The organism is Rhizobium sp. rho-13.1 (assembly GCF_007000305.1).
GTDB lineage: Bacteria > Pseudomonadota > Alphaproteobacteria > Rhizobiales > Rhizobiaceae > Rhizobium > Rhizobium rhododendri.
This window is the reverse complement of sequence record NZ_SCFL01000002.1, coordinates 211,005-225,143: the sequence shown is the minus strand read 5'-3', so window position 1 is coordinate 225,143 and position 14,139 is coordinate 211,005. Positions and strand designations below refer to the sequence as shown.

At 60.8% G+C, this 14,139-nt stretch carries 11 protein-coding genes; 8 read left to right on the top strand and 3 right to left on the bottom strand.

What is annotated here, in order from left to right; translation table 11 throughout:
• The first annotated feature begins 339 nt into the window (after nt 1-339).
• Nucleotides 340-1,170, top strand: coding sequence for an MBL fold metallo-hydrolase (locus EQW76_RS07505; protein ID WP_142823806.1), 831 nt, complete (start codon nt 340-342; stop codon nt 1,168-1,170).
• Here the strand turns inward: EQW76_RS07505 and EQW76_RS07500 are convergent.
• Both EQW76_RS07500 and EQW76_RS07495 read right to left on the bottom strand, forming a co-directional pair.
• Entirely contained in the window at nt 1,167-1,913 is a 747-nt protein-coding gene (locus EQW76_RS07500; RefSeq protein WP_142823805.1) for a polysaccharide deacetylase family protein, read from the bottom strand. The two genes, EQW76_RS07505 and EQW76_RS07500, sit on opposite strands and share 4 nt — an antisense overlap.
• Nucleotides 1,903-2,997, bottom strand: coding sequence for a glycosyltransferase family 4 protein (locus EQW76_RS07495; protein WP_142823804.1), 1,095 nt, complete (start codon nt 2,995-2,997; stop codon nt 1,903-1,905). The genes EQW76_RS07500 and EQW76_RS07495 overlap by 11 nt, the downstream gene beginning before the upstream one ends.
• Nucleotides 2,998-3,228: 231 nt before the next feature.
• Here EQW76_RS07495 and EQW76_RS07490 point away from each other — a divergent pair, with 231 nt between their 5' ends.
• Nucleotides 3,229-4,953, top strand: coding sequence for an adenylate/guanylate cyclase domain-containing protein (locus EQW76_RS07490; protein ID WP_142823803.1), 1,725 nt, complete (start codon nt 3,229-3,231; stop codon nt 4,951-4,953).
• A 28-nt stretch (nt 4,954-4,981) separates the two neighbouring features.
• The gene (locus EQW76_RS07485; RefSeq protein WP_142823802.1) at nt 4,982-5,857 is read left to right on the top strand and encodes an FkbM family methyltransferase; all 876 of its coding nucleotides are present in this window, start codon (nt 4,982-4,984) and stop codon (nt 5,855-5,857) included.
• A gap of 3 nt (nt 5,858-5,860) precedes the next feature.
• Here the strand turns inward: EQW76_RS07485 and EQW76_RS07480 are convergent, their stop codons facing one another.
• Nucleotides 5,861-6,340, bottom strand: a complete 480-nt coding sequence (locus EQW76_RS07480; RefSeq protein WP_142823801.1) for a class I SAM-dependent methyltransferase — start codon at nt 6,338-6,340, stop codon at nt 5,861-5,863.
• A 156-nt stretch (nt 6,341-6,496) separates the two neighbouring features.
• Here EQW76_RS07480 and EQW76_RS07475 point away from each other — a divergent pair, with 156 nt between their 5' ends.
• The 5 genes from EQW76_RS07475 (at nt 6,497) to EQW76_RS07455 (ending at nt 14,128) form a co-directional block, all read left to right on the top strand.
• Nucleotides 6,497-7,726: a DUF3095 domain-containing protein gene (locus EQW76_RS07475; RefSeq protein ID WP_142823800.1), complete on the top strand. Its 1,230-nt coding sequence runs from the start codon at nt 6,497-6,499 to the stop codon at nt 7,724-7,726.
• Nucleotides 7,727-7,843: 117 nt separating this feature from the next.
• Complete coding sequence (locus tag EQW76_RS07470; protein WP_142823799.1) at nt 7,844-9,184, top strand: adenylate/guanylate cyclase domain-containing protein; 1,341 nt, start codon at nt 7,844-7,846, stop codon at nt 9,182-9,184.
• A 153-nt stretch (nt 9,185-9,337) separates the two neighbouring features.
• Nucleotides 9,338-11,224, top strand: coding sequence for an ABC transporter ATP-binding protein (locus tag EQW76_RS07465; RefSeq protein ID WP_142823798.1), 1,887 nt, complete (start codon nt 9,338-9,340; stop codon nt 11,222-11,224).
• The gene (locus tag EQW76_RS07460; RefSeq protein WP_142823797.1) at nt 11,218-13,137 is read left to right on the top strand and encodes an ABC transporter substrate-binding protein; all 1,920 of its coding nucleotides are present in this window, start codon (nt 11,218-11,220) and stop codon (nt 13,135-13,137) included. Before EQW76_RS07465 ends, EQW76_RS07460 begins: the two co-directional genes overlap by 7 nt.
• The gene (locus tag EQW76_RS07455) at nt 13,130-14,128 is read left to right on the top strand and encodes an ABC transporter permease (RefSeq protein WP_142823796.1); all 999 of its coding nucleotides are present in this window, start codon (nt 13,130-13,132) and stop codon (nt 14,126-14,128) included. The genes EQW76_RS07460 and EQW76_RS07455 overlap by 8 nt, the downstream gene beginning before the upstream one ends.
• Nucleotides 14,129-14,139 lie beyond the last annotated feature (11 nt).

Here is a 14,139-nt window from a genome sequence, read left to right as displayed (position 1 = left end):
TTGGGTTGGTTGTCAGATCAGGCAAACGCGCCCATCGCTTTGTCGAGCACAGGCGCTGCGGCATTATGCGATGAAATATCGACAAGGAGATGATGCACCGTTTGCAAAATTTCTGGATCGGCAGGCATTACGATGCCGACAATTTAAACGTTAAGAAGATGCTTAGGTTCCCGCGAAAACGCACAAAGCCGACCTTACGCGCGCGCGCCGAAGGTCGGGGCCGGGTTTTCGGTGATTTGGTTTTCGCCTGATGGAAACTTTTATGGAAATTGCTGGCTTCGCACGGAGGAAAAAGTGTGGTTACGTTGTCGGCAATGGGGAATTGGTATAAAAACGAGCATGAAAAGCGATCTGCTTGAACTCAAATTCTGGGGCGTCCGGGGAAGTATCCCGGTTTCCGGCCCGGAATTCGAGCGTTACGGCGGCAACACGTCCTGCATCGAAATCAAATTTGGCGACAGGCACCTGCTGTTCGACGCTGGCACAGGCGTGCGCGAAGCGTCGGCTGCGCTGCGACAGGGCGGAGTCACGGACATCGACCTGTTTTTCACCCATTCCCACTACGACCACATCATAGGCCTGCCCTTCTTCGAGCCCATCTACAATCCAAACGTCACCGTCAACCTGTGGTCGGGACATCTCGCCGGCAAGACGACCACGAGAGGCATGATCGACCAGTTCATGCGGCCGCCATGGTTTCCAGTCGAGCCTGATATCTGCCGGGCGACACTCGGCTTTCGCGATTTCAAACCCGGCGACGTGATCGAGCCCCATGCGGGGATCGTCATCCACACCGCGCTGCTCAATCATCCAGGCGGGGCCGTCGGCTACCGCATCGAATGGGCCGGCCGGATCATCGCCCTTGTCTATGACACCGAGCACCGCGACGACCAGATCAACGAAGCGGCTCTGGCCCTGATGCAGGGGGCCGATCTGGTGGTCTACGACACGACCTATACAGAACCGGAAATGACGAAATATCGCGGGTTCGGCCATTCGACCTGGGAAGAAGGCGTCAAGCTCGCGAAGATGGCCGGTGTCGAGCGCATGGCCCTCTTTCACCATGCTCCATCGCGCACGGACGACGAACTGGACGCCATGCAGGCAAAGGCTCGCGAACGTCTTCCTGGCGCATTCGCCGCGTTCGATGGCCAGACGGTGACTGTTTAATCCAATAGCTCGCCCAGCGGATGCCAGCGCGCGGCGTCGCTGGTAGCCGTCACTTCGAACAGCTTTTCCATGAAATCCCAACAGGCTTCGTCGTGCACGAGATGATGGGTCAGAATTCCGATCGGCTCATCGCTGCCGTCCATGCGACGTGCGAGTTCGGCGACCAGCAGATCCACGAGGTCCGCGTGAGGGCGGCAACGGCCTGCTGACCAATCCATGATGTCGACATGGGTATTGATCAATTCGATAGGGCTGGCGATGTCTGCCTTGCCATAGACGGATGCGGCGCGAAAGCCGAGAGGCTTCAGTTCGGGCAGCAGTGTCTTGTCGATGCGGTTCCATGGCGGGACGAGCACTGGATCGAGCCGGGCGGCATAGAGCGCTCGGAGTTTGGCCAGACCGTCACCGAGTTCTCCAAGCACGACGTCGGCCGGGCGATCCAAACCGAGTTCGCACTTCTTGCCACCGCTGCCGGCATGGTTTTCGTGGCTCCAGCCGTGAACGGTCACGGCGGCGTGGGTCTCGCCCTCCAACCTGTCTGCCAGCGGCTGGCCGGTGAAGGCGGGAATGACGGCAAGGCTTAGCGGCACCGAGGCATGCCTTGTCATGTCCAGCAGCCTCTCGAGCGCCGGCGTCGGTTGGATAGCATCGTCATCGCGCAGCCATAGCCGAGCGCTGCGGTTTGCATCGGACATCCTCTCGAGTACGTTGCCCAATTTTTCCCAGTGCGGCTCATCGCGCATATCGTTCTCCCAGATGCTGGTGCAAGAGCGCGTCCAGCCGGCTCGATGCGGCCTCCAGCGACCGTTCGGCAAAAATGAACTGACGCGCGGCGGCCCCCATCTCCCGGCTGCGCTGGGGATCGTCGAGAAGCTCGGCAATCGCTGCCGCAAATGCCTGCACATCCCCATCCGGCGTCAGAATGCCAGTTTTGCCGTTCACGACGACTTCCGGAACACCGGCCGTTGCCTGGGCAACGACGGGAAGACCTGCTGCCTGGGCCTCGAGATAGGCGAGACCATAGGCCTCGCCGCAGCCCGGCCAGACATAGATACCGCCGCGTGAAAGCTCGACGGCGAGTTCGTCAACATTTTTCTGGCCGAGCCAATCGATGCGCTGGTCACCGAACGTTGCGAACATTGCCTGGACGTCCGGACGTTTGGGGCCATCGCCAATGATCGTCAGCGTCCAGTCCTTCTCGCGGATCAAATCGAGCGCGCGCGCCAGCATCGCGTAGCTGTCGAGCTTGTCGCCATCGCGCATCATCGCGACAGTTATCAGCCGGTGGGGCGCCTCTGTCGCGGGCGACGCAAACTGCGCCGGGTCGATGAACGGGGGAAGGTGAGCATACACACCCTCGGGAATGGCTTTCATCAGGCCGCACCGATCGCGCTCGGTGAAGCAAAAATTGACGGCAGCCTGGCGCACGGCATCAGCAACAAGACGCTGGTTTTCGCGCCAGCCCTGCTCATCCCGGCGCCCGGAATAGGAGGCTTCGGCGGTGACATAGGGGATACCGAACACACGTGCCACAGCCGGACCGATCTGGTCCGGCGTCTTGTAATAAGGATGGTAGGTGAACCAGAGCTGTGGCCTGGTTGATGTCGGCATTGCCACAAGGCGCGCGATCTCCTCGCCGGCCTTTGTCGTCATTTGCGCGCGCAAATCCGGATCCGGCGTTGCCGTGAAACTGCGTAGTTCGGACACAACCTCGACGCTGTGGCCTGCCATTTCGAGCGCTGCGATCAGCTGCCTCGCCATCAGGCGGTCGCCAGAGGGGACGGCATGGTGGGGCGATTTTAGCGGCGCATAGAAGGCAATTTTCATGGCATCGCCAGTTTGTTGACGTTTCCCCTGTCGCGTTGCCGTCGAACGGCGTGGAAAACCCATAAAGCCTTCGTGAACGACAGGATGATGCGACCTTGTATTGCGGGGTGATCCTCGACAGCTTCCCGGTTATTCGCTAGATAAACCATAGACAAATGTGGCATGTCGATATTCATGGCCGGTTTTGGTTAGCCTATCAGAGCGCATTTGTGAACAGCCATCCAGAGGCGGATTGAAACCATAGCGGCGCGACATACCCTGCTTTCCGACCGATCCATCCGGAGAGCCAGACTGGGCTCGGGTCTGGTCGTGTTCCTGTTCGTGCTGATGCATATCAGCAATCACGCGCTCGGGCTGATCTCCGTTCATGTAGCGGAAAAAGGTCGCCTTATCTTCCTGCTGATATGGCGCAATCCCATCGGCACCGGCCTTTTCTACGGTGCGGTCGTCATCCATGTCCTTCTGGTGTTCCGGGCGCTGTATCTTCGCAGGACGCTCCGGATGCCGGTCGGCGAGGCCTTCCAGATTATCACCGGGTTGCTGGTGCCGCTGCTGCTGATCGACCACGTCGTCGCCACGCGGGTCGTCTACAGCCTCTACGGCTTTGCCGACACCTACCATTCCACCGTCCGGTCCCTATGGGTCAACTCGCCCTACGTTGGCATGCGACAGGCGATCGCACTGGTCGTGGTCTGGGTGCATGGATGCATCGGGCTGCATTTCTGGCTGCGATATCGCCCATGGTACAGCCGCCTCGCACCTGCCCTGCTGGCGTTCGCAATCCTCCTGCCGGTGCTGGGTTTGCTCGGTTTTGCGGCGATGGGCCGCAATATCGCCTACCAGATCGCCCATGAAGTCCCCAACGGCTATCCCGGCGGCTATTACGGGGCCCGGGAGGCTGCAAGCGTCGCAGGCTCCGCACCCCGCGGCGTGTCGGAGGCGCTTGCCCCGTACCGGTTGGCGCTCTACGGAATCCTCGCTGTCTCGATCATTGGACTGTTCCTGCTGCGGGCCAGACGTCGATGGAGCGAGCGGGCGCACCAGATTACCATTCGCTATCCCGGCGGCGAGACCATCGAGGTGCCGCGTGGCTTTACAGTGCTCGAAGCCAGCCGCCTCGGGGGCATTCCGCATTATTCGATCTGTGGTGGCAAGGGGCAATGTTCGACCTGCCGCGTCCAGGTGCTCGAGGGTGGCAAGAACCTGCCGCCGCCTGATTCCCTCGAGCAGAAAACCCTGACCAGGATTGGTGCGGCACCTGAAGTCAGGCTCGCCTGCCAGCTGCGCCCGCCCCATAACGTCACCGTCGTGCCGATGCTCGTGCCTCTCGCCGAGACGGCCATTCCCACCTTCAGCCAGGCGGCAAGCCCGGGTCGGGAGCGCGAGATCGTCGTTTTGTTCTGCGACATCCGCCATTTCACAACGCTTACCGAATCGCGTCTGCCGTTCGATATCGTGTTTCTGCTCAACCGCTATTTTTCCATCGTCGGGCGCGTCATCGAGGAGCAAGGCGGCCGTATCGACAAATTCATCGGTGATGGCGTGATGGCGCTGTTCGGCCTTGGCACTACGCCGGAGATTGCCTGCCGGCAGGCGCTGAAGGCTGCAGCTGCGATTGTCGTCGAGCTCGACAAGCTGGCGGCGGAACTGGCGGATGAACTCTCAGCGCCCCTTCAGATCGCCATCGGCATCCACACCGGGCGGGCCGTTGTCGGATCGATGGGCTATGGCAACGTGAAATCTCTGACGGCAATCGGCGATACGGTCAACGTCGCGAGCAGGCTCGAGAGCGCTGCCAAGGAGTTCGAGACCGCGCTTGTATTCTCGGAGCCGGTCGCGCTGCTCTCCGGTGTCGACACTGCAGGCATCGAGAGCCGTGAGATCGCCGTGCGCGGTCGTGCGCAGCCGCTGCAGGTCTATATCGTGCCGAAGAGCGAGTGCCGCCGCTTTGCATGAGCGGGCGGCCGGTGTAGGGAAGGCGATGATGAGCCCTCTCCTTTGGATACGCAAAAACTACAAGCGACGCCTGCGCAAGCTGCGCGACCGTCTGGCGACGCGCCTGTTCGACATGCCGTTCGGCCGCAAACTGCTGATCGGCGGGATAGGGTCGCGGGTTTTGACGCTGACGGTCGACTGCGGCGATCACATCATGAGCGTTTCGCCATCGGACTATATCGGCCGCAAGGTGTTCCGGAAGGGGCATTTCGAGCGCGACCATGTAGACCGCCTGCTGGCTGTATTGCGTGAGCGCGGATTGCAGCGCCGCGGTGACGTGTTGCTCGAACTCGGCGGAAATATCGGCACGCAGACCATCTACTTTGCCCTGAGCCAGGCCTATCGCCGGATCGTCACGGTCGAGCCGGATCCGCGCAATGTCAGGTTGCTCAGCTGCAATATCCAGCAGAACCAGCTCGAAGACCGCGTCACGCTGGTCAATTGCGCTGCAGGCGACCGCACTGGCAACCTCGAATTCTTCCAGCATCACAGCAACCATGGCAAAAGCAGCGCCATCAGCAAGGCCGGCGGATCCTTGAAGATCTCCGTTCCGGTCAGGCCGGTGGCGCAGATCCTCGAAGAGGCCGGCGTGGCGGTCAGTCAGATCGGGCTGATCTGGATGGACATCGAAGGCTACGAGCCGGTGGCCTGTCGCTCGATGCACGCCCTGATGGCTCGGCGCGTGCCGCTTTACATGGAGTTCACGCCGGCATTCTACGGGCCGGAGCAGGCTGCCGACTTCAAGCGGCAGCTGGCAGGCTTCTACCAGACCTGCATCATGTTCAGCGAAGATCGTCAGATCGACATGCAGGTCGACGAGTTGCCGGTTACCGGCGAACAGTTCGATGTGCTCTTTTACGGCTGAGTCTTATCTGCGGCGATAGATAAAATAGCGATCCTCGTGGATGCCATCCGGCAGCGGAAGCGGCTGCAGGTCGGCGTGGACAAGCGGCAGGCCGCTGACTGCCACGCCACCCGATCTCAGCACACCGGCCATCAACTGGGGCAGCCAGCGCAGCGTGATCTCGTCCTTGTCAGGGTAGCCGGTGCCGATATCGGCGTGGGCGAGTGCCGCATCCACACCGAGAAATGCCTGGGCCGTCTGCTGGATTTCGCCAAGCACCAGATCTTCCGGCGCCGGCATCGAATGGGCGGAGGCATTGGCGGCGCGGTCGAAGGCAATGATCCGACGCCCGGGAAAACGCTCCCTCAGATGATCGAAGGTGCGACCGTTGCCCAGCCCCAACTCGAGGATCGGGCCTTCGAGAGCGGCGACATCTCTGGTCAGATGATCGAGTATGTCGCGCTGGGCGCTCAGGCGTCGAATGAAACTGTCGAGGCGGCTCATGGTCGGGAATTTCCAGGGTTGGCAATTGAGTGTGTCCGCCTAGCAGGTCAGGACGGCCCCGTCGACAGGACAACGACGTTTTCGGTCTGTCGCGTCGCGTGCAACTCATCCGTCACTGCACTCGTTCAACATAAAGGGATATGATAGGGATGGATTATGGACGATTTGACACATGATGCGTTCTTCAGTGCCCTGCCGGTCTTCACCCGCTTCGAAGGGGTGACGGACGACGGCAACTATCGTCCCCTGCCCGACGACTGGTATCTGGCTCTTGCCGATATTGTCTCCTCGACGGAAGCGATTGCAGCCGGTCGCTACAAGGCCGTCAACATGGCCGGAGCCAGCGTCATCTCCGCCGTTCTCAACGCACTCGGACGCGCCGACTATCCTTTCGTATTCGGCGGAGATGGGGCGTGCATCGCCATTCCGTCGAGCGGCCTGGACCGCACACGCCAGGCGCTGGCCTCCGTGCAATCCTTCGTGGCCGCCGACCTGCACCTGAGCCTGCGATGCGCGCTCGTGCCGATGGCCGACATCCGGGCACAGGGAATGGACGTTCGGGTGGCGCGTTTCAGCCCGACGGATTTCGTCTCCTACGCCATGTTCGCTGGCGGCGGCACGACCTGGGCCGAGGCGCAGATGAAGGCCGGTAACTACGGTGTCGAAGCCGACCAGACGCAGATGCGTCCGGACCTGACCGGTCTTTCCTGTCGCTGGAACCCGATCGAGGCGCGCAACGGCGAAATCGTCTCTGTCATCGCGGTACCGGATGTGCGCGGCCATGGTTTGGAGTTCCAGAGCCTCGTCGCCGGCATCATTGCAATCGCCGCCGAGCAGGGTCGCGATGGCCATCCGGTGCCGGTCGACGGCCCCGAACTGGGTCTGGCGCTTGGCGGGGTGGCGGACGAAGCGCGCGCGACGGCCTCGGACAGACGGATCCTGCGCCGCAAGCTCGCCATCGCCGCACAGATCGGCCTGACCATCGCCCTGCACAAGCTTAGGCTCACGCTGGGGTCCTTCGATGCACGCCGCTACAAGCGGGACGTCGCGGCCAATTCCGATTTCCGGAAATTCGACGACGGCCTGAAAATGACGATCGACCTCGATGCCGACCGCCTCGCGCGACTGGAGAAAATCCTGAAGGAAGCGGAAGCAAAGGGTATATGCCGCTACGGATTGCACCGGCAGGCCTCGGCACTGATGACCTGCTTCGTGCCGACGCCCCTGTCGCGCGACCACATGCATTTCATCGATGGCGCCAATGGCGGCTACGCCATGGCTGCCGCGGATCTTCGTGCCAGCCGCAGTCTGGCGCCGAGATGCCCGCCGGAAGCTGGTCGACTATTGCATCGGGCCCGGTCTGACACTGTTCGTCAGGAGGAATAGTGTTTTACGCGACAGGCTTTACCGTGCCCATTGCCTCAACCTGAAATGTTCTTATCTGCCTCCGTAACAGTTGCCCCTTGCACCCGGCAACCGACGCCACTCCAGAGAACCGCTTGCATGACGAACTCCTTTCCCAGCGTCTCCGACATTTTTCTCGACAAGGTGGCGGAGTGGTTGACGCAGGCGGCGCTGACGGGCGAAAACCTCGAGAACGTCGTGCGCGGCTTCTGTGACCGTATTTCCGCATCCGGCCTGCCGATTGCCCGTGTGCATCTGACATTTTCGATGCTGCATCCACTCTATGATGCGCTGGGATTCACCTGGCGTCGCGCCAGCGGGCTGACGATCGAAGGTTATCGCCACTCCGGCGAAAAGCCGGAGCGGTTCCTGCAAAGCCCCTATTACCATCTGCTGACCAGCAATCTCGACTATATGCGCCGCCGCATCGACGGCGACGGGCCGCTTGACTTCCCGATCTTCGAGGAACTGCGCAAGGAGAAAGTCACCGACTACATAGCCTTCGTGCAGACCTTCGGTGACGGCTCGGCGCAAGGCATGATGGGTTCGTGGGCAACGGATGGCGCGAGCGGCTTCAGTGAAGAGATGATCGGTGCCCTGTTGCGGATGCAAAACCATCTGGCGCTGGCAGCCAAGATGGCGGTGCTCGGCAAGCTCGCCAACAACATGCTGACCACCTATCTCGGAGGCGATGCGGGCAGACGCGTGCTGAACGGCCAGATCCGGCGCGGCGACGGCGAGACTATCCGCGCCGCTTTGGTGATGGGAGACATGCGTCAATCGACGGTATTTGCCGAGAAAGAGGGGCGCCAGGCGTATATCGACACGCTGAACGCGTTCTTCGACGCGATAGCCGCGCCGTTCAACCGGAACGGCGGCGAAATCATGAGTTTTCTCGGGGACGGATTTCTGGCGGTGTATCCCTGCGACAGGCACAGGGACCCGTCGAAGGTTGCCTGCCGGGCAGCGCTTGCTGCCGTCGCGCAGGCGCAGATGCGTGTCGCGCAACTGAACGAGGATCGCCTGTCCAGAAAGCTAAACCCGATCCGCTATGGCATCGGCTTGCATGTCGGCAATGTTATGTTCGGCAACGTCGGCCTCAGGGACCGGCTGACATTCTCCGCGTTCGGCTCCGCCGTCAACGAAGTGCAAAGACTGCAATCGCTGACCAAGAAGTATTCCCGCGAAGTGGTCGCCAGCAAGGCATTCGTTGGCTATAGCGGCGGCGATTGGGTAACGCTCGGCGAAGAAAAGCTTCGCGGCGTACGGCAGAAACTGACTGTACTTCACCCGAAGCCTGTTGTTACATCGCAGGGTGATCAGGATGTTTTCTACGATGCCGCGACGGACGGGTTATCCGAGGCAGAGCAAGTTATTCTTCTGCATCGCGACGCCAAGAAACAGGATATCCGGCGGCAACCCGGAAAAATCGTCCAGTAGAGCCAAGCATAAGCTCCTTCGCGCCATTCTGATAGGTATCTGAAGACGAAGCAGATTTCTGTCGGGAGACTGGAACCGGCGAACTGGACACCCGTTATAGCCTACGTTAGTGTGCCGGCGCGGGTCACAGGTGATACGGGGAAATTCTTTTGCATGGCGCCTGAGACGGACTTGCTGCGTATCGAAAATCTCGACGTATCGTTTTCGCTTTACGGCGACAAGCTCTCCGTCGTCAAAGGTGCCAGCCTTCGGATCCTACCGGGCAAGGTGACCGCACTGGTCGGCGAATCCGGGTCCGGAAAGTCGATCATAAGCCAGGCAATCATGGGCATTTTGCCCACTCCGGCTGTTGCATCCGGCAGGATTTTGTTCACCGACCCAAAAAACGGCGTCACCACCGACATCTTGAGCCTGTCGCGCGACAGCGCCCCCATGCGGGCTCTTCGCGGCGGGAGGATGGCGACTATTTTCCAGGAGCCGATGACGTCGCTGTCCCCGCTTCACACGGTTGGAAACCAGATCAGCGAAGCGCTTCGGATACACAGCACCGCGACCAAGGAAGAACAGCGCCTCAAGACCGAGGAAATGCTGGAGCTCGTGGGCTTTCAGGACCCCAAGCGTACCTTCAACATGTATCCGTTCGAGCTTTCCGGCGGGATGCGCCAGCGAGCGATGATCGCCATGGCGCTGATCTGCAGCCCGGCGCTGCTGATCGCCGACGAGCCGACGACGGCGCTAGACGTGACCATCCAGGCACAAATCCTCACGCTGCTCCGCGATCTGCAGAGCAAGATGCAAATGGCGATGCTGCTGATCACCCACGATCTCGGCGTGGTCGCGAATATGGCCGACGAAGTGGTTGTCATCTACCACGGCGAGGTGATGGAGGCCGGTCCCGTCGAGACTATCTTCAGGAACCCGCAACATCCCTATCTGAAGGGACTGATGTCCGCCGTACCGCATTTCGACATGAAGCCCGGTGAGCGGCTGAAATCGCTGCGCGACGTGCCTGTCAACATCGATACATTCTCCGCAAAGCGCAAGAGCGAGCCGGCAGGACCGGAAGTGCTGCTGACGGTCCGCAATCTTGCCAAGACTTACAAAACAAAAAAGCGCGGTCTGTTCGACAGGGGAGCCGGCTCCGAGATGCGTGCTGTCGACAATGTTAGCTTCGATATTCGTCGGGGCGAATGCCTGGGACTGGTTGGCGAAAGCGGCTGCGGCAAGACGACGGTCAGCAAGATATTGATGCGCGCCGTCCAGCCGGACAGCGGTACCGTCGTTTTCAACGACGGCCACGGCGATGTCGATGTGCTGGCTGTGAGCGGCGACGAACTGATGGAATTGCGCACCAACATACAGATGGTGTTCCAGGACCCGGTTTCGTCGCTTTCGCCGCGCATGACGGTGCGCAATATCCTCAGCGAGCCTCTGGAAATACACGGGCGCGGCGATAGCGCCGGCCGCAAGCAGAAAGTCTCGGCGCTGATGCGCGCGATCGGCCTCGACGAACGCTACCTCAGCCGCTATCCACACAGCTTTTCCGGCGGGCAGCGCCAGCGTATCGGCATCGCCCGGGCACTGGCTCTCGGTCCGAAGCTGCTGATCCTGGACGAACCGGTGTCGGCGCTCGATGTCTCCGTGCAGGCGCAGATTCTCAACCTGCTGAAGGACCTGCAGAAGGAACTCGGGCTCACCTACCTGTTCATCTCGCACAATCTGGCGGTCGTCGATTACATGGCCGACCGCATTGCCGTGATGTATCGCGGACGCATCGTCGAGATCGCCCCCAGGGGCATCATATTGCGCGACCCCGTGCATCCCTACACCCGGTCGCTGCTGTCAGCCGTCCCCTTCCCCGACCTCGATCGTCCCCTCGACTTTGCAGGGCTGCAAGCGGTCGGCCCGAGCTCGAAGCGGGATTGGGGTCCGAACTTCGCCGAGGCCGAAGGCGAAGAACTTGCCTACGCAGATCTCGGCGATGGCCATTTCGTTCGCGCCCATCGCGACGCCAACATCCAGGAATTGCGCACGTGGTAACCCGTCGGACGTTCCTTGGTGCAATTGCCTCGACCATGCTGCCGACGTTTTCGGCGCGCGCTGCAGATCGCGATATTGAGCCGGAATATCTTCGGCCATGGCTGGATGCAGCCCAGATGCCAGCTATGGCCGACCGCCTGCCGGACCGCCCTCGGGTTGTCCAACTGAAGGCGATGGGGCGCCAGCCCGGCCAATATGGCGGCTCGGTGCGGACCATCATCGGTGGGCAGAGCGATCTCCGGTTCATGACGATCTACGGCTACGCGCGACTGATCGGCTATGACGAGAAGTTGCAGATGCAACCGGACATTCTCGAATCCTATGACATCGAAGACGACCGGGTCTTTACCTTCCACCTCAGGCCCGGCCATAAATGGTCGGACGGCGCGCCGTTCACCGTCGACGATTTTCGCTACTGGTGGGAAGACGTCATCCTCAACAAGCAGCTCACTCCGGGCGGCGGCGCCCTGGAACTGAGGCCGCATGGCAGCCTGCCGAAGTTCGAGGTGATCGATTCCCTGACGGTGCGCTACTCCTGGGACAAGCCGAACCCCAATTTCCTGCCGATCATCGCTGCCCCGCAGCCGTTGGTGCTTGCCGGCCCCGCTCATTACCTCAAGCAGTTTCACAAGAAATATCAGGACGAGATCAGGCTGTCTTCGCTCATGAAGGAAAATCATGCGCGCAAGTGGCAGGAGATGCACATCAAGATGGGTCGCGCCTACCGTCCGGAAAATCCGGCCCTGCCGGTGCTGGATCCCTGGCACAACACCACCGCGCCACCGGCCGAGCAGTTCGTTTTCGAGCGCAACCCGTATTTTCACCGGGTCGACGAGAACGGGCGGCAGCTTCCCTATATCGACCGCTTCGTTCTGAATGTCAGTTCGTCGTCGATAATTGCTGCCAAGACCGGTGCCGGCGAAAGCGACCTGCAGGCGACCGGCATTGATTTCGACGATTATGCGTTCCTGAAAGACGCCGAAAAGCGCTACCCGGTGAAGGTCAACCTCTGGAAAATGGCGCGCGGATCGCGCGTGGCGCTGCTGCCGAACCTCAATTGTGCCGACAAGGTCTGGCGCGAAGTGTTCCGCGACGTCAGGGTACGCCGGGCGCTGTCCATGGCGATCGACCGTCACGAGATCAACATGGCGGCTTTCTATGGCCTAGGTGCTGAAAGTGCCGACACCGTGCTGCCCGAAAGCCCGCTTTTCAAGCCGGAATACGCCAAGGCCTGGGTGAACCATGACCCGGCCCAGGCCAATGCCCTGCTCGATGCTGCTGGCCTCGACAAGCGCAACGCAGACGGCCTGCGCCTGCTGCCCGACGGGCGGCCGATGGAAATCACCGTTGAGACAGCGGGCGAAAGCACGCTCGACACCGATGTGATGGAGCTGGTCACCGACCACTGGCGGAAGATCGGCATTGCGGCCTTCACGCGCTCCTCGCAGCGCGACATCTTCCGCAGCCGGGCGATGGGCGGGCGCATCATGATGTCCATCTGGTACGGGCTCGACAATGGCGTACCGACGGCAGACATGAACCCCGGCGAACTGGCACCGACGATGGACGACCAGCTTCAATGGCCGCTCTGGGGCATGTACTACCTGTCCGGCGGAAGCCAGGGGGTTGCCCCCGATGTTCCCGAGGCTGCGCAGCTGAACGAACTCCTGGCACAATGGGGTATCGCGGCCTCATTCGAGGAACGGACGGAAATCTGGCAAAAGATGCTGGCCATCTATACCGAGCAGGTATTTTCGATCGGATTGATCAATGGCACCCTGCAGCCAATCCTGCACTCCAGGCGGCTGCAGAACGTGCCCGAAAAGGCGCTCTACGGTTTCGATCCGACATGCTTCCTCGGCATCTACATGCCCGATACCTTCTGGCTGACGGAGGACCATCCCCGTGCTTAGATATATCGTCTGGCGCATCGCCGTCATGGTCCCGACACTGCTGGTCATCTCGATGCTGGTATTCACCATCATCCAGCTGCCCCCGGGCGACTTCTTCGAAAGCCAGATTGCCGAACTTCAAGCACAGGGCGAGACCGCCAACCTTCAGGAAATACAGGAGCTTCGCAAGGAATACGGCCTGGATAAGCCGGTGGCGGTCCAGTACGTCTACTGGGTGGCCGGCATGCTGCATGGCAATTTTGGCTATTCCTTCGAGTATCAGCTACCCGTCTCCCAGGTGGTCGGCGACCGACTGTGGCTGACTATCCTCGTGTCGTTCACCACTATCCTGCTGACATGGCTGATCGCGTTTCCCATCGGCATCTATTCGGCGACGCATCAGTACAGCTGGAGCGACTACAGCCTGACGTTTCTCGGGCTGCTCGGGATCGCCATTCCGAACTTCATGCTGGCGCTCATCCTGATGTATTTCGCCAATGTCTGGTTCGGCGTCTCCATCGGCCACCTTATGGATCAGAAATATCTGTCCCAGCCGATGAGCTGGGAGAAGGCGAGTTCCATCCTCTCGCATCTGTGGATCCCCGTCGTCATCGTCGGCACGGCCGGTACCGCAGGCATGATCCGGAGGCTGCGCGCCAACCTGCTTGACGAGATGCAGAAGCAATACGTCATCACCGCGCGGGCCAAGGGTCTTCACCCGCTGCGTGCGCTGATCAAATACCCGCTACGAATGGCCCTCAACTTTTTCGTCGCCGATATCGGTTCGATCCTGCCATCGATCATCTCGGGCGCTGAAATAACAGCGATCGTCCTGTCGCTGGAGACCACCGGGCCTATGCTGATCAAGGCGTTGCAGAGCCAGGACATGTATCTTGCCGGATCGTTCCTGATGTTCCTTGCCGTCCTCAATGTCATCGGCGTGCTGATTTCCGACATAGCCCTTGGCTTTCTCGACCCCCGTATCCGCTTGCAGGGCAGGAGCATCCGTTGACCTCATCCTTG

Bases quoted from the DNA above. Each gene is read 5' to 3' on its own strand.
- EQW76_RS07505 (WP_142823806.1), top strand. From the start codon at position 340: ATGAAAAGCGATCTGCTTGAACTCAAATTCTGGGGCGTCCGGGGAAGT.
- EQW76_RS07500 (WP_142823805.1), bottom strand. From the start codon at position 1,913: ATGCGCGATGAGCCGCACTGGGAAAAATTGGGCAACGTACTCGAGAGG.
- EQW76_RS07495 (WP_142823804.1), bottom strand. From the start codon at position 2,997: ATGAAAATTGCCTTCTATGCGCCGCTAAAATCGCCCCACCATGCCGTC.
- EQW76_RS07485 (WP_142823802.1), top strand. From the start codon at position 4,982: ATGAGCCCTCTCCTTTGGATACGCAAAAACTACAAGCGACGCCTGCGC.
- EQW76_RS07480 (WP_142823801.1), bottom strand. From the start codon at position 6,340: ATGAGCCGCCTCGACAGTTTCATTCGACGCCTGAGCGCCCAGCGCGAC.
- EQW76_RS07475 (WP_142823800.1), top strand. From the start codon at position 6,497: ATGGACGATTTGACACATGATGCGTTCTTCAGTGCCCTGCCGGTCTTC.
- EQW76_RS07470 (WP_142823799.1), top strand. From the start codon at position 7,844: ATGACGAACTCCTTTCCCAGCGTCTCCGACATTTTTCTCGACAAGGTG.
- EQW76_RS07465 (WP_142823798.1), top strand. From the start codon at position 9,338: ATGGCGCCTGAGACGGACTTGCTGCGTATCGAAAATCTCGACGTATCG.